14 protein-coding genes are annotated in these 23,426 nt (G+C 63.3%); 8 read left to right on the top strand and 6 right to left on the bottom strand.

Going from position 1 to position 23,426, the window contains the following annotated elements; genetic code table 11:
• The first annotated feature begins 362 nt into the window (after positions 1-362).
• Complete coding sequence (locus SINAC_RS40335; protein WP_020466481.1) at positions 363-515, top strand: hypothetical protein; 153 nt, start codon at positions 363-365, stop codon at positions 513-515.
• 760 nt (positions 516-1,275) lie between these two features.
• Here the strand turns inward: SINAC_RS40335 and SINAC_RS33265 are convergent.
• The 6 genes from SINAC_RS33265 to SINAC_RS33235 form a co-directional block, all read right to left on the bottom strand.
• Positions 1,276-2,127 carry a tetratricopeptide repeat protein gene (locus tag SINAC_RS33265; RefSeq protein ID WP_015249929.1) on the bottom strand — a complete coding sequence of 284 codons (852 nt, stop codon included), beginning with the start codon at positions 2,125-2,127 and terminating at the stop codon, positions 1,276-1,278.
• Positions 2,128-2,330: 203 nt separating this feature from the next.
• A complete protein-coding gene (locus SINAC_RS33255) occupies positions 2,331-3,329 on the bottom strand; it encodes a biotin--[acetyl-CoA-carboxylase] ligase (RefSeq protein WP_020466478.1) in 999 nt (332 codons plus the stop codon).
• Positions 3,330-3,440: 111 nt separating this feature from the next.
• A complete protein-coding gene (nadC, locus tag SINAC_RS33250) occupies positions 3,441-4,337 on the bottom strand; it encodes a carboxylating nicotinate-nucleotide diphosphorylase (protein ID WP_015249927.1) in 897 nt (298 codons plus the stop codon).
• A 155-nt stretch (positions 4,338-4,492) separates the two neighbouring features.
• Positions 4,493-6,577: an excinuclease ABC subunit UvrB gene (gene uvrB, locus SINAC_RS33245; protein ID WP_015249925.1), complete on the bottom strand. Its 2,085-nt coding sequence runs from the start codon at positions 6,575-6,577 to the stop codon at positions 4,493-4,495.
• A 10-nt stretch (positions 6,578-6,587) separates the two neighbouring features.
• Entirely contained in the window at positions 6,588-6,989 is a 402-nt protein-coding gene (locus SINAC_RS33240; RefSeq protein ID WP_015249924.1) for a ComEA family DNA-binding protein, read from the bottom strand.
• A gap of 131 nt (positions 6,990-7,120) precedes the next feature.
• Positions 7,121-8,620 (bottom strand): HEAT repeat domain-containing protein, encoded by a 1,500-nt coding sequence (locus tag SINAC_RS33235; RefSeq protein WP_015249923.1) that lies wholly within the window; start codon positions 8,618-8,620, stop codon positions 7,121-7,123.
• 114 nt (positions 8,621-8,734) lie between these two features.
• Here SINAC_RS33235 and SINAC_RS33230 point away from each other — a divergent pair, with 114 nt between their 5' ends.
• The 7 genes from SINAC_RS33230 to SINAC_RS33200 all read left to right on the top strand — a co-directional run bounded on the left by SINAC_RS33230 (position 8,735) and on the right by SINAC_RS33200 (position 23,422).
• Positions 8,735-9,973: an IS701-like element ISSiac1 family transposase gene (locus tag SINAC_RS33230; protein WP_015244411.1), complete on the top strand. Its 1,239-nt coding sequence runs from the start codon at positions 8,735-8,737 to the stop codon at positions 9,971-9,973.
• A 336-nt stretch (positions 9,974-10,309) separates the two neighbouring features.
• Positions 10,310-11,968: a trypsin-like peptidase domain-containing protein gene (locus tag SINAC_RS38320; protein ID WP_020466476.1), complete on the top strand. Its 1,659-nt coding sequence runs from the start codon at positions 10,310-10,312 to the stop codon at positions 11,966-11,968.
• A 110-nt stretch (positions 11,969-12,078) separates the two neighbouring features.
• Entirely contained in the window at positions 12,079-13,503 is a 1,425-nt protein-coding gene (locus tag SINAC_RS33220) for a sigma-54-dependent transcriptional regulator (RefSeq protein ID WP_015249921.1), read from the top strand.
• Between the two features lie 276 nt (positions 13,504-13,779).
• Positions 13,780-20,172: an excinuclease ABC subunit UvrA gene (uvrA, locus tag SINAC_RS33215; RefSeq protein WP_015249920.1), complete on the top strand. Its 6,393-nt coding sequence runs from the start codon at positions 13,780-13,782 to the stop codon at positions 20,170-20,172.
• Positions 20,173-21,325: 1,153 nt separating this feature from the next.
• Positions 21,326-21,961: a transcription antitermination factor NusB gene (nusB, locus tag SINAC_RS33210; RefSeq protein WP_015249919.1), complete on the top strand. Its 636-nt coding sequence runs from the start codon at positions 21,326-21,328 to the stop codon at positions 21,959-21,961.
• A gap of 56 nt (positions 21,962-22,017) precedes the next feature.
• Positions 22,018-22,455, top strand: a complete 438-nt coding sequence (locus tag SINAC_RS33205; RefSeq protein WP_015249918.1) for a TIGR03067 domain-containing protein — start codon at positions 22,018-22,020, stop codon at positions 22,453-22,455.
• Positions 22,442-23,422 carry a PHP domain-containing protein gene (locus SINAC_RS33200; RefSeq protein WP_015249917.1) on the top strand — a complete coding sequence of 327 codons (981 nt, stop codon included), beginning with the start codon at positions 22,442-22,444 and terminating at the stop codon, positions 23,420-23,422. Before SINAC_RS33205 ends, SINAC_RS33200 begins: the two co-directional genes overlap by 14 nt.
• Positions 23,423-23,426 lie beyond the last annotated feature (4 nt).

Here is a 23,426-nt window from a genome sequence, read left to right as displayed (position 1 = left end):
AAAGCTCACTGTGGGCTGGGATCCCCGGGCCGCTGCTGTCGTTGCGAGTTGTGTCGGATCGGTTGTTTTATCAGAAGAAGGCGGCCCGAGGATCCCGGCCTATGGACCGGCTAGTGTCCCCGGGGGGGAAGACATGAAGCTTGCCGTGGGCTGGGATCCCCGGGCCGCTGCTGTAGACTCAGACGCAGGATTAGGGAGTATTTGCTTCGATCGTAGCGGCCCGAGGATCCCGGCCCATGGACCGGCTGATGTCCCCGGGGGGGAAGACATAAAGCTCACTGTGGGCTGGGATCCCCGGGCCGCTGATTCTGCTGAAGGTGAAGAGACTCGATTAGACAGGGGCGGCCCGAGGATCCCGGCCTATGGATCGGTTTCATGTCCCCGGGGGGGAAGACATGAAACTTGCTGTGGGCTGGGATCCTCGGGCCGACCTGATGAGGAGTCGGTTCGCGAACGCCGAAGCGATGGTCTCCAAGGTCTTGCGATTTTACAAGCGGATTGGAATGATACGATAAGTCGATGGATGGGTGTCAAGGTCTTGGCGGTCCGAGGATCCCGGCCTAAGGGTGGGTTTCATGCTCCCGGGGGGGAAGGCATGAGACTTGCCGTAGGCCGGGATCCCCGGGCCGCTCGTTTTGGCGATCGAGAAATCCATCCATCGAAAGGTGGTTCGCGGAACCCGGCCTCTCGGTTTGCTTCACGTCCCCGGGGGGGAAGACGTGAGCTCTCTTGTAGGTCGGGTCCCCGGGCCGCCTTGGCCTAACCCCGAAAAGAGTGGTTCGAACCCCGGTGCGTTGGTCCAGGCCTGGGCTGTCTGGGAACGCTTGATTCGGGCGGTTTCGAACAGCGGATTGTACGCTCAGGTCAGATCGATCAGCCGCGATCGACCCTGTGCCTTGGGCTGAGGTTTTGCAGACCTCCACCTTGCGACTCAGGGCAAAAACGTGGTGTCAGGTGGGATGCCACTGGTCCTCAGCGGCACATCGGGCGAGTTCGTTGACGCCAAAAAGGTTGGGTGTGGAGCACGGCCATAATTCGTATGGGCGAGCGCGAGTGCGAAGCGATGGCAGGGGGCTGAGGGTCGAGCCGACCGTGCTGGTTTCGTTGGATCATGGGGCCGAGATCCACCAGGACTTGTCGGATGCACGAGAGCTGTTGGTTGCGGTTGCCCCGAATTCTTTGATAGGCGGCTCTTGCACACACCTGTGAGGCTGGGGAAAAGTGCCTCTCTTCGTTTCGTGGGACTTTGGAGTGAGCCACGGATCGAAAAGAAAACTACTCGCCGTCGGTCTCGAGTGCTGAGACGAGGCCGCGAAGGCTTTCGTTATGGGGTTCAAGCTTCAGGGCGCGTCGCAAGGTTTTCAAAGCCTCACCACTCTGTCCGAGTTGGATCTGGCATTGCGCCATGCCCGACAGCGCTCCGAAGTGATACGGGTTGTGCTCGAGGACGCGCCGGCAATCCGCCACGCTCTCTTCAAAATGCCCGAGGTGGAAGTGGGCGAGTGCTCGCTGGTTATAGGCTTCGGCGAACTTGGGACTGCGGTCGATCAGTTGGGTAGCCAGGTTGATCGCCTCTTCGGTCCGCTGTCTGGCGATTAGCTTGCTCACCTGTTCGAGAGTCTTGTTATTCTCGTCGGTGTCTGCGCGAAACCAGATTGCCCACAGGGCATCGCTGGCCATCCGCCGCACGGTCAGGTCGTTGTCACGCAGGGCGTGGGCGACCGACGCGTTGCATTGAAAGGTGCCGTAGAGGCCGAGTGCCAGGAGTGCGGCGCGGCGGGATTGAGTGCCGCCCGACTCGATCAGTCGGCAGAGCGACCCCTCGGTGTACCGAGTCGAGACCGACTGGCGGTAGTGCTCGATGTCCTGCTCACGCAGGAAGGTTTCGTAATAGGTGACCAATAACGACCCGGTGTGCGGTTCCAACATGCCGGGGGCTCCTGAGCGGGGGGAGACGGTCGAGACGCCGGCCGGTGCGGTCGTGGGAACCGCAACCAGGGCCATGGCAAGCGCCAGCGCTGGCGCAAACGACGAACCGGCAACCGCCGACGAAAGCGGATGGCTGGCACTCGCCGACCAGTCGAACCTGGGTGAGGTCTCGATGGTCCGGGACTGTCGATGAGCCATGCGCTGATCTCCAATCCTGAAAAGGCGGGAGGGACGATCTCTCTCGGGGTGGAGGCCGTTGGTCACAGGGGGCAGGCCGGCCAGGAGAGAGTATCGGCAACTTTGGCGAGTGTAGCAGGCGCGCTGACGGTGGGCCAGAGCCTGATGTTGCCTCTTTGGCGAGTTGTTGTCAACGTGTCGGCCCGGAGGATTGTCCCACAATCTCACGGGGTGACGATTTGTGAGTTCGGCCCCGGCCCGTCTTGGCAGGGCGTGAGGGTGAGGACGTCGCGAACCGAGAATTGCCGAGTCCGACCGTTCTGGTCGGATTCAGCCAGGGTCAAACCTCGCCTTAAATCCAGATCAATGAGGCGACCCATATGAGAACCGGAGGGAGTGGTGACCTGGACCAACTGCCCGAGATGCTCGCTCCGGTCGCGCCAGGCAGGATTCAGGGCGTCAGGGCCAAGCGACCAGCCTCGATCGTACCAGTCGTCGATCCGACGGATCAGAGCGCGAGCCAGTTCGGATCGATCCACGGTCTCACCCGTGAGAATCCGAAGGGAGGTGGCGGTGTCGTGAAGTTCCGTGGGGAAGTCGGCTCGGGTGATGTTCGCATTGAGCCCGATGCCGATGACAGCGCCATCCCCTCGTTCGACGAGAATTCCGGCGATCTTTTGCCCTGCGATCCGGACGTCGTTGGGCCACTTGATCCGAGCGTCGAGGCCGGTCCACGCGGCGACCACCTCGGCCACTGCCACGGCCCCGAGCGCGGTGAGCCAGCCCGCCTCGGCCAGGTGTTCGGAAGGGAAGAGCAGGACCGACATCAGGAGTGACGAACTCGCCGGCGCCACCCATTGCCTCCCGCGTCTCCCTCGGCCGGCCGTCTGCTCCTCGGCCAAGATCACGAGTCCTTCGTTGGCTGTGGATGCGGCAGCATGGGCGGCCAGGTCGTTGGTACTGACAACCCGGTTCCAGACAGCGATTCTGCGGCCGACCCGTCGTGTCCCAAGCTCGTGCTCGATCTGGTCGGGGCAGAGCCGCGCGGCTGGCCCGCGATAGGCGACGCCGCGGTAGGGGTGGCTCTCGAGCACGAATCCAAATCTCTCCAACTCCGCCAGGTCGGTTCGCAACGCGTCGAGCGTCTTCCCAGCACCGAGCTCGGCGACCGGGACGAAGGCGCCCTGGGCATTGCGAAGGCGTTGGAGTAAGGGAATATTCACGGCGCCAGTCACCCGCGGAAGCTTTATCGATATCGATTGAAAAAAAAGACGCTCAGTGGGTCGATCCGCTCGCGCGTGTTGGGGACGAAGCGGTCATCCCCTCGCGTGGCTTTAACGTGGCGGTGGATCGGTCTCGAAGTCGAGTCCGATGTCGAGGGCCGGTGCCGAGTGGGTCAAGGCCCCCACGCTGATCCGATCGACGCCCGTCCGGGCCAAGTCCCGAACGGTGGCCAGAGTGATGCCGCCGGACGCCTCCAGGAGCACCTGGGGCGCACGGGCGTCCCGCCTCCGGACCGCCTCGGCAAGGGCTTCCGGCCCGAGGTTGTCCACCAGGATGATGTCGGGCCGGCACTCCAGGGCCCGATCGAGTTGCTCGAGGGTATCGACCTCGATCTCGATGGTCGTCCCTGAAGGGGCGTGGGTCCGCGCTGCGGCAATTGCGACGCCGATCGGGTCCCCTTGCTCGGCGAGCCAGGCAAGGTGGTTGTCTTTGATCAAGACCGCGTCGTAGAGCCCGATTCGATGGTTCCGCCCCCTGCCGCAACGGACCGCGTATTTCTCCAAGGCACGCCAGCCCGGCGTCGTCTTGCGGGTATCGAGGATCACAGCCGGTGTGTCTGCAACCTCCGCCACGAACCGGGCCGTCAGGGTGGCGATCCCGCTCAGACGCTGCAGGAAGTTCAAAGCGGTCCGCTCCATGGCGAGCATGGCACGCATCGGCCCGGCGATGGAGGCGATTGCGTCTCCCGGTCCAACCCGATCGCCATCCTGAACGAGTGGCTGGAAGAAGGTGGGCAGTCCGAACCGCTCCGCCGCTAGCTGAAGCACAGGGATCCCCGCGATCACCCCTTCCTTGCGGGCGACGAACTGGGCGGCACCTCGGCCGTGGACTGGGATGATCGCGTCGGCCGTCAAGTCACCAATCCCACCGAGGTCCTCCGAGAAGGCCAACTCCATGAGGGTTTCGGCGTTTAGCCTCGCGGCGGGGTCGAACTCGACGGCAGCCATGGGACGGAAACTCCTTTATGGATAAGGGGCCGGTTGATGCCGGACTTGTTTCTCTTGATCAACCACCACTGCGACTTGTGGTCGGCCCTTTTTTTTGCGGGGTGGGCCGATGGGGAAGCCTTGGTGGACAATGATGATTGATGATGAGTACTGCTTTATTGCTCGGTTTTGGGCTTCCGCCCGCCGCGACCACCACCGGCCTTCGCTTTCGACTTGGCTTTGGCCTTGGCGCTGGTGGCCTGGGCCGAGGCAAGGGGTCGAGCGGGGCCCCCCCCCTGGCTCGACCTGAGCTGGAGGATCCGATCGCGAAGGGCCGCCGCGCGTTCGAACTCGAGGTTCTCGGCTGCGGCGAGCATCTCGGCCTCAAGCTCGTTCAGATATTCCTCGGTGGCGTCGGTCGTTTCATCACGGCCGACCGCCTTGCGGGTCTCGACCTTGGCTTGCATCTCTTCTTCGATGCCGCGTCGGATCGACTTGACGATGGATTCGGGGGTGATGCCGTGCTCGGCGTTATAGGCAAGCTGCAAGGCACGCCGGCGATTGGTCTCGTCCAGGGCTCGCTGCATCGACTGCGTGACCTTGTCGGCATAGAGCACGACCTCGGCATTGACGTGTCGGGCAGCGCGGCCGATCGTCTGGATCAGGGAGGTCTCACTCCGGAGGAAGCCTTCTTTGTCGGCGTCGAGGATACAGACCATCGAGACTTCGGGCAGGTCGAGCCCTTCGCGGAGTAGGTTGACGCCGATCAGGGTGTCGAACGCCCCTTCGCGGAGTTCGCGGAGGATGGTCATCCGTTCGATCGCGTTGAGTTCGGAGTGCAGCCACTTGCAGCGCAGGCCTTGCTCCTTCATGAACCGCGAGAGGTCTTCGGCCATGCGCTTGGTCAGCGTCGTGACCAGGACTCGTTCGCCTCGCGCGGCCCGCGTTTTGACTTCGGCCACAAGCGCGGGGACCTGGCCTCGCGCGGGCTCGATGCGGACGACCGGGTCGATCAGGCCGGTCGGGCGGATCACTTGCTCGACGACCTCGCCCCCTGACATCGCCACTTCATAGTCGCCGGGGGTCGCCGAGACGTAGACGCGCGACCCCAGCTTGAGCTCCCACTCGTCGAACCGGAGCGGCCGGTTGTCCAGGGCGCTGGGGAGGCGAAAGCCGTGCTCCACAAGGGTGCTCTTGCGACTGAAATCCCCCGCGAACATCCCGCGGATCTGGGGGACGCTGACGTGTGACTCGTCGATGAAGAGGAGGCTGTCGGGGGGAAAGAAGTCGAGGAGGGTGTTTGGGGTCTCGCCCGCTTTCTTGCCGGCGAGCGGCCGGCTGTAGTTCTCGATGCCCGAGCAGTAGCCAACCTCCAGGAGCATCTCGACATCGTACCGGGTTCGCGCTTCGAGGCGTTGCGCCTCGAGAAGCTTGCCCTGATCGCGGAGCATCTTGAGCCGCTCTTTGAGCTCCTCCTGGATCCGCTCGACGGCCCCCTGGATCCGGTCTTCCGGCAAGACGAAGTGCTTGGCCGGATAGATGTACATGTCGTCTTTTTTCTCGATGACCGAGCCGGTGAGTGGGTCGATCACGGAGAGAGTTTCGATCTCGTCGCCGAAGAGTTCGATCCGGAAGGCGATCTCCTCGTAGGCCGGCCAGATCTCGACGACGTCGCCCCGGACCCGGAACTTACCGCGTTCGAAGCTGATGTCGTTGCGGTCGTACTGGATATCGACCAGGCGGAGAAGCATCTCATCGCGGTCGATGTTCTCGCCCACCTTGAGGCGGACCATCATCTTGCGGTAATCCTCGGGGGAACCGAGGCCGTAGATGCATGAGACGCTGGCGATGACGATCACGTCGTTGCGGCTGACCAGGGCGCTGGTGGCCGCCAGGCGAAGCCGTTCGATCTCGTCGTTGATCGAGGCATCCTTCTCGATGTAGATGTCGCGCTGGGGGATGTAGGCTTCGGGTTGATAGTAGTCGTAGTAGCTGACGAAATAGCGGACGGCGTTGTGGGGGAAGAACGCTTTGAACTCACCGTAGAGTTGGCCCGCGAGCGTCTTGTTGTGCGACATCACGAGGGCCGGGCGATTCATCTGGGCGATCACGTTCGCCATCGTGAATGTCTTGCCCGAGCCGGTCACGCCGAGGAGCGTCTGGTGCTTGTGCCCGTCACGCAGCCCTTGCGTCAGTTCGGCGATCGCCTTGGGCTGGTCACCGGCCGGTTGATAGGGGGACACCAACTGGAAATCTGGCATGGGAATCCGTTCAACGAGCGTTATGGGCCATGGGAGGAGCCGACGAGAGCGAGAGGTCGGCGTCCTGGTCGTTTATGGGATCAATCCGGAGGTGAGGGCGAAGTGCCTTGATGGTGGCCGGCCCCAACCCACGGACCCGGGCCTCGAGGTCGTCGATCGACCGGAACGGTGCCTGTGCTCGCGCAGCGACGATCCGACCGACGAGGGACGGACCGAGCCTCGGCAGAGCCATCAGGACTTGAGCGGGAGCTGTGTTCGGATCGACGATTAAAGGGGGCAACGCAGCCGGGGCATCCTCTCCCCGCGGCGCCTTGACGAGCAGGCTGATCGCACCAACCACCGTTGATACGAGGAGCAGGCCGCGAACCGGGGCGGTCCATCCCCAGAGTGGCCTTGATGGTGCCGAGGGCATGCCGGTTCTCCTGATCCCCCGGCGCACGGCACGAGGCAGACGTTCCCGAATCTACGGATTATAGACCGGCCGGCAGCCCCGCTCAAGGGGCCGAGCCTCGGGACACTCTGGCGAGCTGCCCACGTTCGGACTCAACGGGGATTCCTCAATTCGATTTGCCTCAGGGCCTCGCGGGCGGCCATGACGTCGAGCCCGTGGCCTTGGCCGGCTCGCACGAGATCGCGCAACGCGGGGATGCTCTTACGGGTCCCGATCGCTTGCAAGATTTTGCAGACATCCATTCGGGCGAAGCCATCGTGGTGAGTCAGGCCGCGCAGGACGGCCTCCTCGGCCGCTGGCCCGATCGCTTTGAGTGCTTCGGCGGCTTTACCACGGTCATTGGAAGTCATTAAGTAGTCGATCAGTGCCTCAGCCGCCTTCGGATCGCGCATGTCCCTGAGTGCGTCGAGGATCGCCCAGCGGACATTGAACGCCGGATCCTTGAGGCTTTTGAGCAACGCCGGGGTATTCTCGGACCCACCCCAGACCGCCAGCGCTTTGGCGGCGTCGGCCCGGCAGAAGCCATCAGGATCTGAGAGCATGGGTTCAACCGCCTTGGCGACCTCATCGCGCCGGTCGTTCGGCGGCGCGTTCTTGAGTCGCGCCAATGCCTGCTTTCGGAGATGGAGCGTGGGCGACTTCAAGTCGGAAAGGGCCTGGTCGGTGAAGTCTTCCAGGATGACCTGCGGTTGAGCCGGTGCAATAGCAGGGGGCGCCAGAGCGAAGGGGGGCACCGGGGGCACCGGAGGCATGGGCATTGGCTGAGGGAAAACCTGAGCGTGCCCCCCCTCATTCCATGGAAAGGGAGGCCGATCGAACACGGGTGGCCCGGGCGGTCCGACATTCTCAGGGGCAACCGCGATCTTCGGTTTGGGCCCGCCCCAGAGGAACTTGAAGACGTCATGGTCGATGGCATTGGCCCCGGAGGTCAGCATTCCCCCGGCAAAGGATACGAAGAACGCTTGCTTTGTATGCTCCCAACGAGAAAAGCCGTAATAGACAATATAGAAAGGCATGAAGAGGCAGCAGAGGCCGTAGCTTGGCCCCTCGCGGAAGGCGACGACCAGGCAGGCGAAGCACCCGGAGAACGACAAGGTGTAGGAGGCAAACGCGAGGACGATCCAGGCCGGATTCAGGTCGGCCGCACTCCGCAGCCAGAACTGGCGGGTGAAGGCGAAGCCAAAGAACGCTCCCAAGAGGAACACCCAGTACGGGAAGTTCGTGTATTGGCCGAGTCCCGAGCTCGTACTCTTGCTCCGACGTCGCACTGAGGGCTTCGGCCGTTGTGGAAGGAGCTCATCGAGATCGGGTTCGAGGCGTGGAGACTGCGTTTGCCAGGGTTCGTCTTCTGTATCGTAGGGATCGCCGTCGCGTGCGAATGTCCGGGCCGAAGCTTTTGCCCCGGACGAGCGTGGACGCCGGGGAGCCGGCTCGTCTTCAGGTTCTCGCGCCGGTGCCAACCCTGCTGCCGGTCGACTGCCCGGGATGGCAAACACGTGGCCGCACTGCTTGCACTTGCAGCGTCTGCCGGCCCACTCGTTTCCCACCTCGAAGTCTTTGCCGCATTGGTCGCACTGGAATGCGATGGACATCAGACTTTGTCCTGGTATTTTGCAAACTGGTCCGCGGCAGCGTTAAAATAGGTAGACGAGGCTCGAGTTTTGCCCAAATTGCTCTGGCGCAGTTGGACTGCGGAGCATCGGCTTATGCCTGGAATTATCGAATTTCCCAAGCTGGTCGAAGCCGCCCTGACCCAGCACGGCGACCTCTTCGCCAATGAGTGCCAACGTCGCCACTTCGCCGAGTACCTCACCGGCCTGTTCGTCGCCGACCGGAAAACCGTCCTCGGCATTCATGACGAGTTCGCCCAGACCACCGACCAATCCTGCCTCAATCGCTTCCTCACCGCCGCCCAGTGGGACCCCGAGACGCTCAACGATCGAAGGCTCGAGCAACTCCAGAAGGAGCCCTCCACTCGCTACAGCGTTCAGGGCGTCATCCCGATCGACAATACTCTCGTCGATCGGGACGGGATGCTGATTCCCGACGCCAACTGGTTCTGGGACCACACCGAAGAGCGGAACAAGATCGCCCAGGACTATCTCTTCGTCAACTACGTCTGCACCAGCGGCAAGCACTACCCCCTGGAGTTCCGGCTCTTCCGCAAGCAAGAGGTCTGCGAAGCCTTGGACGAGCCGTTCCGCAACCATACCGCCTTGTGCTGCGAGCTGATCGATTGGGTCTGCGAGCGGGGAATCCCCGGCGACTTCGCCATGGACTGCTACTTCACCAACGCCGAGGTCCTCAACCACATTGATGGGAAGCAGGATCGGTTGGGACGGCCCCACGGTTACGTGGGCGATCTCAAGACCAACCGCAAGTTGGAGTGGAAGGGGGGGATCCTCAAGGCCAACGAGTTGGCGGCGTCGATCCCGGTGGAGGACCGCAAAGCGATGAGGATCGGCGACCGTCGCCAGTGGTACTTCACGGTGACGGTCCGAATCCCCGGGGTGAACCACAAGGTGCGGATTGTCATCCTCTGGCACTACCGCAACGACGGGACGTGCTGCAAGATCCTGGTGACGAATCGGATTACCTGGGAGGTGAGTCGGATCGTGCGGGTGTACCGCCATCGCTGGACAGGCACGGAGACGTTCCATCGGGACGGCAAGCAACAACTCGGGTTGGGTGACTGTCAGTTGCGTGATGTCCAGGGCCAGACCCGGCATATGTACCTGGTCATGCTGGCGTACAGTCTGCTCATGAGCGAGTTGAAGCAGGGTCGTGCGAAGGAGTGGGCACTCCATCGGCTGATGACCATCGGCGAGGCCTGTCGGGCGATGACGAGGGAAGCCCTGCGGACGACGCTCTCGTGGGCGATCGAGCAAGTCACGCAATTTGAGCAACCCTATGAACATGTCGTGGCTCAGCTGGGGTTATCCTGACTTTGCAAAACACCAGTTTGTCCTTTGGGTCGGGACCACACGGAAGAGGAATCGCCGACGAGTGAAATCGGGAGGGAATCGGCAACAACTCAGCAAAAATCATAATCAGGAGCGCCGCGGATAAGAAGTCGCTCACGATGTGATTTCTCGAATCGAGGTTATCTTGTCTGATTTCGGGACGGGGGCGTTTCAGGGAAGAGGGGCCAAGGGATACTGGCGTGGGGCTTGGCATGGCGGAGGGCATCGCGTTATAGTCAAAAGATGAAGGCGGTGCGGGTCTGCACACTCCAGCAAGGAGATGGCCCGGCACGGGTGGACACGGATGGGGTGAGACCGATGCCGACAACCTTCCGATGGCGGGCGGTCGTGGCGCTGACAACGCTCGCGTTCGGGGCGTTTGGGACCATAACGACGTTTGGCCAAGGCGAGGCCGAATCGTTGTCGGCGAGCTTTCGCAAGGCAGCCCAACGCGTTTTGCCCGCCGTGGTGACGGTTCGCCCGTTGGATCGCCCTAATCCGTTCGAGGGCGGCCTCCCCAATGGGCGAGGCGGGCCTTTCCCGCCTGGCATGATGCCCCCCGAAGGGCCGCCCCGAGAGGGGACTGGCAGCGGGTCGGGCGTTGTCATCGACGCCGACAAGGGCTACGTTCTGACCAACGACCATGTTGTGCAAGGGAGCTCACGGGTTGTTGTGATCCTCGAAGACGGCCGGGAGCGGCCGGTCTCCCAGGTCCGTCGCGATCCCAAGAGCGACTTGGCGCTGTTGATTATTGATGGCAAGGGGCTGTCGCCGGTCGATTGGGGCGATTCCGAAACGCTCGACACCGGCGACTGGGTCCTGGCGGTCGGCCAGCCCTTCGGTCTCTCCGGCACGGTCACGGCCGGCATCGTCAGCGGCAAGGGACGCGGGATCGGCGTGGCGATGTATGAGGATCTGATCCAGACGGATGCCGCGATCAATCCGGGGAATTCCGGCGGCCCGTTGATCAACCTGAAAGGGGAGGTCGTCGGGATCAACACGGCGATCAAGACAAATGGCGGGGGCTATGAGGGGGTCGGCTTTGCGATCCCAGCCTCGCGAGCGCGTCGGGTGGCTGCCGACCTGGCTGAGCATGGCCGGGTCCGTCGTGCTTACCTTGGGATCCAGATCGGTCCCATCGATCAGGCCCGAAGCGAGCAGCTTGACCAGTTTCGCGCGGTGGCGATCAACGGCGTTTCGCCGGACAGCCCGGCCGCCGAGGCTGGCCTGATCCGGGGGGATGCCATCCTCAATCTCGAGGGTAAGCCGATCGCCGGTCCCGGAGCACTCCAGGCAGCGATCGAGTTCGCGCCCGTCGACCAGCCGCTGACCTTGACGATCGATCGCGACGGCGAGCGGAAAGAGATCAAAATCACCCCCAAACCTCAGCCCGAGTCGTTCGGCCTGCCCCAGACGCCCGACCGTCCTGAGCCGTTCGTTCGGCCTGAGCAGCCTGGCCGGCCCGGTACGGAGCCCCCCTTGGAATTCGGCCCGGGAGCCCGTCGGTTCCGCGGCCGTCCTCCGGTCCCGCGACCCGCCAACCCCAATCCTCCGGCGGAACCGGCGCCTGGGGAACAACCTGACGAGCCGAAGGAGACCGGCTTTCGGACCAACGCCGTCCGTTTTGCCGCGCTCGGCCTGCAAATCAGTGAGCCCTTTCCCACACTGGCCCGTCGCTACCGGTTGGATCGCCCCCAACACGGCCTGGTCATTGTCGACGTCGAGAAGGACGGCCCGGCTGACCGTGGTGGCTTGGAGGCGGGGATGCTCATCACCCGGCTGGCCGATCATGACGTCGACAGCCTCAGCGACTTCCGCGAAGCCCTCGCCAAAGGCCGGCCCGGTGAGGACCTGGTCGTCCGCATCTTGAAGGGAACGAAGGCCGAGATCCGCCTGATTCCGCAGCACCCTGATCCTGAACCGAGAACGAAGGAATCGGAATCGCTTGGACGCGAACCCGAGTCTGCAACCTACTGATTGACCGACTGACAACGCGACCAGACGCGGGGCAAACCACCTCCTCTGACAGCCCCCGTCCACGGATCGGACCATAGACCTCAAGAATGAGTGACGAAGGAGGGGGTTTCATGAAACGTCGTATCCTTGTGGTGGACGACACGCCACTCATACGCGAGCATCTGCGAGTCATTCTCGAGATGGACGGCTTCGAGGTCGAGACGGCCAGCGACGGTCGGACCGCCTTGGCTTGCGTCCGAGAACGCGTCTTCCATCTCGTCATCACCGACCTGCGCATGCCCGACATGAGCGGCATCGAGTTGCTGACGGCGGTGCGGGCCGAGAAGCTGCCGTTCGGCGTCATCGTCCTCACCGGCCACGGCGACACCCAGGTTGCGCTCGATGTGATGAAGGCGGGCGCCGACGACTTTGTCACCAAGCCGTACGAGCCCGACCACTTGCGGTTCCTCGTCCAGCGCATCCTCGAGCGCCGGCGGCTGATCGACGAGCTTCAGCAGCTCCGCATGCAGATGCGCGAGGACTACAGCTTCCACAACATGGTCTCCAAGAGCCCGAAGATGCGGAAAGTCTTCGACCTGATCAAGCAGGTCGGTCCGCTCGGCTCGACGGTCCTGGTCTACGGCGAGACGGGGACCGGCAAGGAGCTCGTCGCCCAGGCGATCCATGCCGCCGACACCCGTCGCCAGGGGCCGTTCGTCGCCCTGAACTGCGCGGTCTTGCACGACTCGCTCCTGGAAAGCGAACTGTTCGGCCACGAGCGTGGCTCGTTCACCGGCGCGGACAAACGCAAGAAGGGGCGGTTCGAATACGCCGACAACGGCACCCTCTTCCTCGACGAAGTGGGCGATGTCTCTCCGGCGATGCAGGCCAAGCTGCTCCGCGTGCTCCAGTCCGGCACGTTCGAACGAGTCGGCGGGACCGAGACCCTGAAGGTGGACGTCCGGATCGTCGCCGCGAGCAACAAGCGACTCGAGGAGGAAGTCAAGGCGGGCCGGTTCCGCTCCGACCTCTTCTACCGCTTGAACGTGATCCGGGTCGACCTGCCCGCCCTCCGTGAGCGTCCTGAGGACATCCCCCTTCTGGCGATGTACTTCCTCGAGAAGTTCAAGCCGATGAGCACCCCGCCGGTCACCGAGATCGACTCGGAGGCCATGCAAGCGCTCATCGATCACACCTGGCCGGGGCATGTCCGCGAACTCGAGAACGCCATCAAGGCGGCCGTGGCGATGGCCGACGGCTCGGTGATCCATCGCGACGCACTTCCGCCCGCCGTCGCCCCCCGAGCCCGCAAGCCGATCAACACGAGCCCGCTCATCGATATCGAACGTCCTCTCCCTGACCTCACCAACGACTTGATCGGCCGCGTCGAACGCGACTACTTCGTGCGGCTCCTGGCCCAGTACCGTGGCAACGTCGCCCGCTGTGCCAAGCACAGCGGTCTCTCGCGGCGCAGCGTTACCCAGAAGCTGCAAAAGTATGAACTCGACCGCACTCGATTCAAAGATGCGGCGTTCGTCGAGCCTGTCGAGGGGTGACAGGGGGGCATCCCGTTTTCGTTTGCCCCCAAGGCGAGTCGGGAGTGTCGGCTCCCTGTCTGCAAACGGCCATCGAAAGACAAAGAGCTTATGCTCTCAGCTCGCCTTTCTGGCGAGCGAGAGCTTTCAGGCAGACGTGTCTTGCTGCTTGGGAAGACAATTGGGCTTGGGAAAACCTGCGTGGACAACCTCTCGATGACACGCGTATACTATCGAGTCACTTGAACAGTTGGCTGCGGTCGCAGGAACTCTTGTTGACTTGAGGACCCACCACGGATGGCCACGACGGACATCGTGATCCGCGGCGCTCGCGAACACAACCTCCGCGACGTCTCGCTCAACCTTCCTCGCGGTTCCTTGATCTGCTTCACGGGAGTCTCGGGCTCGGGCAAAAGCTCGCTCGCTTTTGATACGCTTTATGCCGAGGGGCAAAGACGTTACGTCGAAAGCCTCTCGAGTTACGCCCGCCAGTTCCTTGGCCAGATGCCCAAGCCCGAGGTCGATCGGATCGAGGGACTCAGCCCGTCGATCTCAATCCAGCAGAAGACGGGGGGACGGAATCCCCGAAGCACCGTCGGCACGATCACGGAGATCAATGACTATCTCCGGGTCTTGTTTGCGCGGGTGGGGCAGGGGCATTGCCCCAAATGTGATCGGCCGGTCGCGGCGCAGACGCGCGAACAAATTATTGCCCGCGTGCTCGACCTGCCCGACGGGACCGCGTACAGCGTCTTGGCTCCGGTCATTCGGGGGCAGAAGGGGGAGTACAAAGACCTCTTCGGCGAACTCGCGCGGGCCGGTTATATGCGGGCTCGGGTCAACGGGCAGGTGTTCTCGCTTTCCGATAACCTCTCGCTCGATCGCCAGACGAAACACCATATCGAGGTCGTGATCGATCGGCTCAAGGCCGGGTCGGCGGTTCGGCCCCGACTTGCCGAAGCGATCGAGTCGGCGCTGAAGCTCGGTGACGGGACCGTCATCATCACCCGTGACGGGCAAGCGGATTTGCTGCTCTCGTCGCACTACGCCTGCGCCTCGTGTGGTTTGAGCTTCGACCCTCCCAGCCCGCAGCTTTTCAGCTTTAACAGCCCGCAAGGGATGTGCACGTCCTGCGACGGGCTTGGGATTCGCCACGACTTTGATCCCGCTCTACTCGTGCCCGATCCTTCGCTGTCGGTCTGGAAAGGGGCGATCGAGCCGCTCGGCCCGATCAGCGGTGTGGGGAAGTGGCGGAAGCACCTGTTCGAGGGGGTTGCCGCCAACGTGGAGGCGGACGAGGACGGGCCGCCCAAGGGGACGATGCTCAAGGGCCCCTGGGGCGAACTCGACCCGCGCTGGCAGCACGCCTGGCTCTACGGTCTGGGTGACCGGATCATCGTCCACCGCTGGAAGAGCCGGAAGAAGAACTGGTCGCACACCGGGACCTGGGACGGGGTCGCCACCGACCTGATGGCCAAGTATCGGAGTGCCAACGGCGGCCCGGCCCGCTCCAAGCTCGAACCGTACATGCGGAGCATGACCTGTCCCGAATGCCAAGGGACGCGGCTCAACCCGCGAGCCCGCGCTGTGCGCGTCGGCGGGACGACCCTGGTCGAGCTCGGCTCGATGCCGATCGGCCAAGCTGCCCAGTTTTTCGACGCTCTGGCCGGGGAAGAGAATGGGACGGCCGTCGTGCCGCTCGACCCCCTTTCGCGGACGATCGCCGATGAGTTGCTCAAGGAGATTCGCGGGCGGCTCGGGTTCCTGACCAACGTCGGCCTGCACTACCTGGCCCTCGACCGCGCGGCCCCCACGCTCTCCGGCGGTGAGGCGCAGCGGATCCGGCTGGCCAGCCAGGTGGGCGCGGGCCTTGTCGGCGTGCTCTACATTCTGGATGAACCGTCGATCGGCCTCCATCCGCGCGACAACGACCGGCTGATCGCTACGCTCCAGCGACTCCGCGACGTGGGGAACACGGTCATCGTCGTCGAGCACGATGAAGATACGATGCGCGCGGCCGACCACCTGGTGGACTTCGGCCCCGGGCCTGGCGTCAAAGGAGGAGAGGTCGTCGCCGAAGGGTCGATCGCCAAACTCGCTGCGGCTTCCGCGAGTCTGACCGGGCAGTATCTCTCGGGCCGCCGGGCGATCGAGGTTCCCAAGACGCGGAGAGTGCCTGACGGTCGCACGTTGAAGGTGGTGGGGGCCCGCCAGCACAACCTCCGGGGGATCGACGTCGAGATTCCGCTGGGCCTGTTCGTCTGCGTGACGGGTGTGAGCGGCTCGGGCAAGAGTTCGCTGATTGGAGATATCCTCCGCGATACTCTGGCCCGCGACCTCAACGGGGCGATCACCGAGCCGGGGGCCCATGACCGGATCGAGGGGGTTGAGCATCTCGACAAGATCATTGATATCGATCAGTCTCCGATCGGTCGCACGCCCCGCTCGAACCCGGCGACTTATATCAAGCTGTTCGACCTGATTCGCGACCTCTACACCCGGCTGCCCGACGCCAAGGCCCGCGGTTACAAGGCGGGCCGCTTCAGCTTCAACGTTGAAGGGGGACGGTGTGAGGCCTGCCAGGGGAACGGGTCGAATCGCCTCGAAATGGACTTCCTCGCCGACGTTTGGGTGACCTGCCCGGTTTGCGAGGGCAAGAGGTTTAATCGCGAGACTCTCCACGCTCGGTTCAAGGGGAAGAGTATCAGCGACGTCCTCGAAATGGACGTGCAGGAAGCGCTCGAGCATTTCGCCAATGTCCCGAAGATCTCCGGTATGCTTCAGACCCTGCATGACGTGGGGCTCGACTATCTGAAGCTGGGGCAGGCTTCGCCGACCCTCTCCGGTGGCGAAGCGCAGCGGATCAAACTTGCTCGCGAGTTGGTCAAACGCGGGACAGGGCGGACGCTCTATATCCTCGACGAACCGACCACCGGCCTGCACTTCGAGGATGTTCGCAAGCTGCTCGAAGTCCTCCACGGCTTCACCGCGCTGGGCAACACGGTCGTTGTGATCGAGCACAACCTCGACGTGATCAAGACGGCCGACTGGCTGATCGACATGGGCCCTGAGGGGGGAGCCGGCGGTGGCCAGGTTGTCGCCGAAGGAGCTCCCGAACAGGTGGCCGCCGTGGCCGGCAGCCACACGGGAGCGGCCCTCGCGAAGATTTTCAACCCGCCGAAGCCATCGGCCTTGAGAAAGACAGGGCCTGCGAAACGAGGGAAGCGGAAGTCGTCGGAGGATGGGCTGGCCTCGATTTCGGTCCGAGGTGCCCGGCAGCACAACCTCAAGGGGATCGACGTCGATCTGCCTCGGCACAAGATGTCGGTCTGCAGCGGTCCGAGCGGGTCGGGTAAGAGCTCGTTCGCAATCGACACGCTCTACGCCGAAGGGCAGCGACGCTACGTTGAGAGCCTTTCGAGTTACGCCCGCCAGTTCCTCGCACCGTTGCAGAAGCCCAAGGTCGAGGGGATCAGCGGGCTCTCGCCGGCCGTGAGCATCGAGCAGAAGACGACGAGCAAGAGCCCGCGCTCGACGGTCGGCACGGTCACCGAGATCCACGACTATCTCCGGATCCTGCTGGCCCGGCTGGGGCAGCCCTATTGCCCGAGCTGTGGGCTGGCGATCGGCACGCAGACGGCCGACGAGATCGTTGAGAAAATCTTGCACCTCCCCGAGGGGACGAAGATTTTCGTGATGGCTCCGGTCGAGCGCCGTGATGGCGAGCAGTACGATGCGCTCTGGGACGAGCTACGGGCGACCGGTTTCGCGCGGGTTCGTGTCGACGGCCGATCGGTGAGCCTCGACACCCCTCCGAAATTGAGCCATCGCCGAAAGCATCGCATCGAGGTCGTCATTGACCGGGCCGTCGTTCGTCGCTCAACCCGGTCTCGCCTGGCCGACTCGGTCGAATCGGCGCTTGACCTGGGCAAGGGGGTTGCCCTGGTCGCGCGGGTGGGTGAAGAGGCGAACGAGCAGAACTGGCCGGTCGACCGCTACAGCCAGCATCGCTCGTGCGACGGTTGTGGCCGTAGCTTCGAAGAGCTCTCGCCGCATCATTTCTCGTTCAATAGCTCGCTCGGCTGGTGCCCCGTCTGCGAAGGGCTCGGCATCCAGCATGGTGCGAACCCGGCGGTCCTGATTCCCGACGGGCGCCGTAGTTTGCGCCAGGGGGCGGTCGCAGTCTGGCCCGATTTCGGGGTCAACCCGCTCTTCGGCCGGATGATCGCGGCGCTGACGGAGACGCTGGGCATTGACCTCGACGTCCCGTTCGACGATCTCGAAGGCCGGCATCGGCGCACGATCCTCCACGGGGCCGGGGATGCCTGGTTCAAGGTTCCGGAAGGGGCCGGCCAGCCTGAATTTTCGTTCCAGTACAAGGGCCTCTTCCCGGCGATCGAGGAGGCGGGGCGCGTCTCGTTCGTCTATCGGTTCAAGCTGCAAGGGATGGTCGACGACGTGCCCTGCGCATCGTGCATGGGGGCGCGACTGCGCGACGACGCGGCGGCGGTCCGGTTCCATGACTTTACGCTCGACCAGATCGGTCAGTGGCCGCTCGGCCGCGCGTACACCTTCTTCAAGAACTTGAAGCTGAGCGCGGACGAGAAACATATCGCGGGCGACCTGATCCGGGAGATTCGTGACCGCCTGAAATTCCTCGTCGACGTGGGGCTCGACTACCTGAGTCTGGGACGAGGGACTCCAACGCTCTCGGGGGGGGAGAGCCAGCGGATCCGGCTCGCCAGCCAGATCGGCAGCGGGCTGACTGGCGTCCTCTACGTGCTCGATGAACCGACCATCGGCCTTCACCCACGCGACAACGCCCGGCTGCTCAAGGCGTTGCGGCATCTCCGCGACCTGGGCAATACCTTGGTCCTGGTCGAGCACGACCGGGAAGTTATCGAGGCGGCTGACTACCTCGTCGACTTCGGGCCCGGTTCGGGCTCCGGCGGTGGCGAGGTCACCGGCGCGGGGACTCCGGCGAAGGTCAAGACGATCAAGAAGTCGTTGACCGGCCAGTACCTGAGCGGCAAGACGGCGATTCCGGTCCCGACGAACCGTCGCCCGGCCGACGGTCCCTCGCTCTGGGTCCGAGGGGCCCGTCACCACAACCTCAAGAATCTTGACGTGAGGTTCCCACTCGGGATCGTGACCGTTGTGACCGGGGTCAGCGGCTCGGGGAAGAGCTCGCTCGTTGAGGACATCCTCTGGAAGGCTGCGGCCAAGACACTGCACCGAGCCCAGGTGACCCCCGGAGCACACGACGCGATCGAGGGTTTGACCCTGGTCGACAAGGTGATCAGCGTCGACCAGACGCCCCTCGGGAGCACCCCGACCTCCACCCCTGGCACGTATTCCGGGACCTTCGACCTGATTCGTGAGCTGTACGCTAAGCTCCCCGAGTCGAAAGTCCGTGGCTTCACGTCACGTCGGTTCAGCTTCAACCAGGCGGGGGGGCGCTGCGAAGCTTGCGAAGGGGCCGGGCAGAGGCGGATCGAGATGCACTTCCTGCCCGACGTCTGGGTGACCTGCGAAGCGTGCGGTGGTGCGCGCTATACGCCCGAGACGCTTGCGGTCAAATTCCGTGGGAAGACGATCGCCGACGTGCTCGAGATGAACGTGGACGCGGCCCTCGAGCTGTTCGACAGCGTGCCGAAGATCAAGCGAATCTTGCAGACCTTGCACGATGTCGGCCTTGGTTACATTCCGCTTGGCCAGTCCGCACCGACGCTTTCGGGGGGCGAAGCGCAACGGGTGAAGCTTGCCGCCGAGCTGGCCCGGCCGGATACGGGAAAGACCCTTTACATCCTTGATGAGCCAACGACCGGCCTTCACCTGGACGACGTCCGTAAGCTTCTTGCCGTTGTTCATCGGTTGGCCGACCTGGGCAACACGGTCGTGATCATCGAACACAACCTCGAGGTGATCAAGACCGCCGACTGGTTGATCGACATCGGTCCCGAAGCGGGAGGCGAGGGGGGCGAAGTCGTGGCCGCCGGCCCTCCCGAAACGATTGCCGAGACGAAGGGATGCCTCACAGGCCTGATTCTCAAGGACCTGTTGGCCGCCGGCCCTTACGCCGAGCGCCCGAAGTACGACCGCAAAGCTGAGGCCCGCAAGGCGCTGGCTGAGACCAAGGCCAAGGCGGCCTCATTGGTCGAGCTCAACACTGCGGTCAAACCTCCCTGGGAACTCGACGGCCGGCGCTGGCATACGCTCGACCGCGTCGGGCGCAGTGGGCGCCCCGCGCGCTGGGATGGTCGAATCCTCGAACGGGTCGTCGACCGAATCCAGGAACTGGGCACGTTCCTCCCCACCGATTGGTCCCAGCGTACGGCCGTCCGAATTCTGGCCGATAAGGGGATCACTTTACCCTTCTTCCATGCTCTGACCAGTAGCGAGTGGATCGTCACGCTTCGCTTCAACGTCAGGCGCAACACCTTCAAGCCTACGACCTTGGCTCGTGACCTCGGGTTGCTGCCGTTCCACGAAGGAGCGACGCCCGTCCACAGCCAGGCCGATCGGCTGATCGTGACCAATCAAGGGACCGCGCAGGAAATCGTCCTGACTTGCCACTCCGCCTCCGACCTGGAGACCCCGGCGTTCGACGCATTCCTGGTGAAGGCGGTTGAGTCGTACGGGCGGATCGGTGAATCCGGTGGCCTGGTCTTGGCCAGCGAACTGTCCTGATCGTCGTCCGAACCATCGGTTTCGCCGTTGGCCGGGCGATGTTGATCGCGGAACCGGCCACGCCACGCGACGTTGCGCGGGGGACAAGCCTGCTCGGAGCACGAGTTCACCGGGTCTCCGAACGCCGGAACCGCGACCATTCGCAGGGTATGGACATCCCCAAGCACTCGCTGGGCTGCTTGTGATTCAATGCAATGGGCGTGTCGGGATGCCGAAGACCAGAGTCCCACTGATCAATCTCGGCGAACGCCCGCAATCGTCCGTGCTCGACTCAAAACGAGAGATGATGTCGGCAAGCCCGAGTCGTCGAGACAGGATGCAACCGAAGGAACGTTTGCTTGCCGGCGGTTGCGGTTGATCGCAACCGCCGGCAAGGAGGACGCTAATTATTTACTTAATTAGGGGGAAGGCTTATTTAGGGAATCCGGTGCTATAGTGGCTTAAATTAGGATAATAGCGATATTTAGGTAGTTTTAGCGATGAACGGCTTATTGGTTGCTAAGTAAATGTATTAGAAATACGACCGGCTTCGACTCTGGCGTGACGACAGCCAAAATGGCGTCGGCCTTATTTTTTTAAATTACTTAGCGGTCCTGCTTAATAAAACCGCAAACGTGTTGCGGTTGGCTGTTTTTACGATGATGGCCCGAGTCGATTTGGTTTCTTTTTGTTCTCGCTTCGGGCCTCTCCTAACTACAAGGCACGGTTTCCATCCGTCTTTGAACCACGGACGTGCAAAAATTCTGAAAAAACTCAAAAAGGGGGGCCGGTTGCGAGTCGATCGGGTGGGATTTGGTGTTGTTCCTCTAAGGTGGAGTCAACGATCTGTACTCGCTTTGGTGGTGATTGGTTCGCTTTAACAATTTGGTGTGATTGAGGTTATGTTGAGGTGGGTGCGGTGGCAGGAGGGATTGGGGGCGAATCGTGCCGGGTCGATCGCGGTAGCCAGGATTAGGGACGGACCTGAAGAAACTGTTTTCGATTCGCCAGGTACGTGGTCCCGAGTCTGTCCGATAGCGATGCTGGCCTTTTCGAGTTGGGGCGGCTTGGCGTATGATTTTCCTTTGTGAAGGATGGAGGACCGCCGCGACCTTTGCCGGGTGTTGAGCGGAACGAACTTCCAGGCTGGCTCCGTGAGGCCCCGAAGGCACCCATGACCCGACGCACCCGAGGCCGAGAGATTGCACTACAGGTCCTTTACCAGACGGAGCAGAATCCGGGGCTCGCTCCCCAGGAGATCCGTCGCTTTGTGGACCGTCGTTTGCGGGGCGATAAGAAACTCTGCGAATTCGCTGAGGCGCTGATTGCCGGGGTCCAAGCTAATCAGCCTCGGATTGATGAACTGATTTCCGCGGTGGCCGAGAACTGGCGGCTCGATCGGATGGCGGCCATCGACCGCAACATCTTGCGGCTCGGCGCGTTTGAGTTGCTCTACTGCGCCGACGTGCCGACTAAGGTTGCGATCAACGAATCGCTGGAACTGGCCAAGCGGTATAGCACCGCCCAGTCGAGCCGCTTCGTCAACGGGATCCTCGACCGGTTGCAGGCCGCCGAGCTCGCCTCGCGGACGGCTCCCGTCATCGAGGCCGAACCGGTCCCGGCACCTCAAGAAACGCCTCTTGGGGAAGTGGACAGTGCCCAGGCGGAGCCCCAGGTTTCGCCCGAGCCTTCGCTTGCCGTTCCCGCTGCAACCGTCGAGACCTCGGATTCGCCAGCGGCAATCGCCCCCACAGAGCTTGCGGCTCCACGAGACGAGCCGCTCGCCGATTCGAAGCCGATCGAGGAGTGAGCCGAACTCCTTTCGAGTTTTCCCGTCAACTCCGTCGCTGATTTGGGAGGTTGGCCGTGACTTGGCAACCCGCGATCGTGATGATGACCGGACTCTTCGCCGCGATTGCGAGTGGCGCTGAGGACGTCGAGTCTGAGACAAAGAAGATTCAGGGGACCTGGGTCCTCGCCTCGACGGAGAGCGACGGGAAAGCGGTTGCGTCGGAATCGCTCAAGGGCCGCGAAGTCCGATTGGTCTTCGAAGACGACCGGGTCATCGCGAGGATGGGGGAGAAATCAGTCTCCCTCGGGACGTTCAAGCTCGATCCCTCACGGACACCTCGATGGTACGATCGCATTTACTCCGACGACAGTCTCAGGCGGGGGATTTATCGCCTGGAGGGGGACAGCCTGACGATTTGCCTCGCGGGGATCGGCAAGGATCGGCCGACCGCTTTCGGCACCAAGCAGGGCGACGGTCTCTCGCTGCTCGTCTACAAGCGTGAAAAACCGTAACCAGCGACCAGGAAGCCCCCGGCTGCGGACTCCGAAACGGCCCCCGGCTTCGCCGTCCCGGCCGCCTCGTCCTCCGGCAGCGGACCTCCATATCCACACGACGCATTCTGACGGCGTCTGCTCACCCTGCGAGGTTGTGATCGCGGCGGCCAATATCGGCCTGTCCGCGTTGGCGATTACCGATCACGATACGCTTTCCGCCCTGGCTGTGGCTCGGCCCGAAGCGGTTCGCCTCGGCCTGGAACTCGTGGGCGGGATCGAATTGACGGCGGAATTCGAGGGCCGGGAGGTTCACATCCTGGGCCACTTCGTTCGCGATGATGAACCGGCCCTGGTCGCCGCGACGACGGCCCTCCGGCGCGACCGCGTCGAACGGCTGAAGGGAATGGTGGGTCGCCTCGCTGCGCTAGGACTCTCCGTTGACCTGACCGCGCTGGGGCGGGCCTTCCCGCGCGCCACGCTGGGGCGGCGCCATCTGGCCGAGTGGCTGGTCCGGTCGGGCCAGGTCTCGGGTCACCGTGAGGCGTTCACTCGCTACCTCGGTGACGATGGCCCCGCGCACGTTCCCAAGCCGCGACTCGCCGGGGCCGTGGCGATCGCCTTGATCCAGGCTGCGGGCGGGGTTGCCGGTCTGGCTCACCCGTCCTATGATTTGCGGGAACTGACGCTGCGGGGTCTGGTCGATGCCGGCCTCGGCTCGATCGAAGTGGAAGGCCACGGCATGGATGCCCGTCGTGGCCAGCGGTTGCGAGCCTGGGCCGATCGCTACCGCCTGATACCGATCGCCGGGTCCGACTTCCATGCCGGGGACCGTCCCGGCCGCTGGATTGGCTCGATCACCACGCCGGGGGCCGACCTTGACCGGCTCAGGGAGCGAGCCACCCGTCCTCCTCTCCCGCCGGGCGGCGATTCAGGCGAGCCGATCGTTCCAGAGGATTGCGATCCTGGGCGCTACCTCCCTGCATAGAATA

This window comes from Singulisphaera acidiphila DSM 18658 (genome assembly GCF_000242455.2).
Classification (GTDB): Bacteria; Planctomycetota; Planctomycetia; order Isosphaerales; family Isosphaeraceae; genus Singulisphaera; species Singulisphaera acidiphila.
The sequence above is the reverse complement of the archived record's forward strand: the minus strand, read 5'-3'. Positions and strand labels throughout refer to the sequence as shown.

Excerpts from the sequence above, each read along its gene's own strand:
- SINAC_RS40335 (WP_020466481.1), top strand. The coding sequence starts at position 363 with ATGGATCGGTTTCATGTCCCCGGGGGGGAAGACATGAAACTTGCTGTG.
- SINAC_RS33265 (WP_015249929.1), bottom strand. The coding sequence starts at position 2,127 with ATGGCTCATCGACAGTCCCGGACCATCGAGACCTCACCCAGGTTCGAC.
- nadC (WP_015249927.1), bottom strand. The coding sequence starts at position 4,337 with ATGGCTGCCGTCGAGTTCGACCCCGCCGCGAGGCTAAACGCCGAAACC.
- uvrB (WP_015249925.1), bottom strand. The coding sequence starts at position 6,577 with ATGCCAGATTTCCAGTTGGTGTCCCCCTATCAACCGGCCGGTGACCAG.
- SINAC_RS33240 (WP_015249924.1), bottom strand. The coding sequence starts at position 6,989 with ATGCCCTCGGCACCATCAAGGCCACTCTGGGGATGGACCGCCCCGGTT.
- SINAC_RS33235 (WP_015249923.1), bottom strand. The coding sequence starts at position 8,620 with ATGTCCATCGCATTCCAGTGCGACCAATGCGGCAAAGACTTCGAGGTG.
- SINAC_RS33230 (WP_015244411.1), top strand. The coding sequence starts at position 8,735 with ATGCCTGGAATTATCGAATTTCCCAAGCTGGTCGAAGCCGCCCTGACC.
- SINAC_RS38320 (WP_020466476.1), top strand. The coding sequence starts at position 10,310 with ATGCCGACAACCTTCCGATGGCGGGCGGTCGTGGCGCTGACAACGCTC.
- SINAC_RS33220 (WP_015249921.1), top strand. The coding sequence starts at position 12,079 with ATGAAACGTCGTATCCTTGTGGTGGACGACACGCCACTCATACGCGAG.
- uvrA (WP_015249920.1), top strand. The coding sequence starts at position 13,780 with ATGGCCACGACGGACATCGTGATCCGCGGCGCTCGCGAACACAACCTC.
- nusB (WP_015249919.1), top strand. The coding sequence starts at position 21,326 with ATGACCCGACGCACCCGAGGCCGAGAGATTGCACTACAGGTCCTTTAC.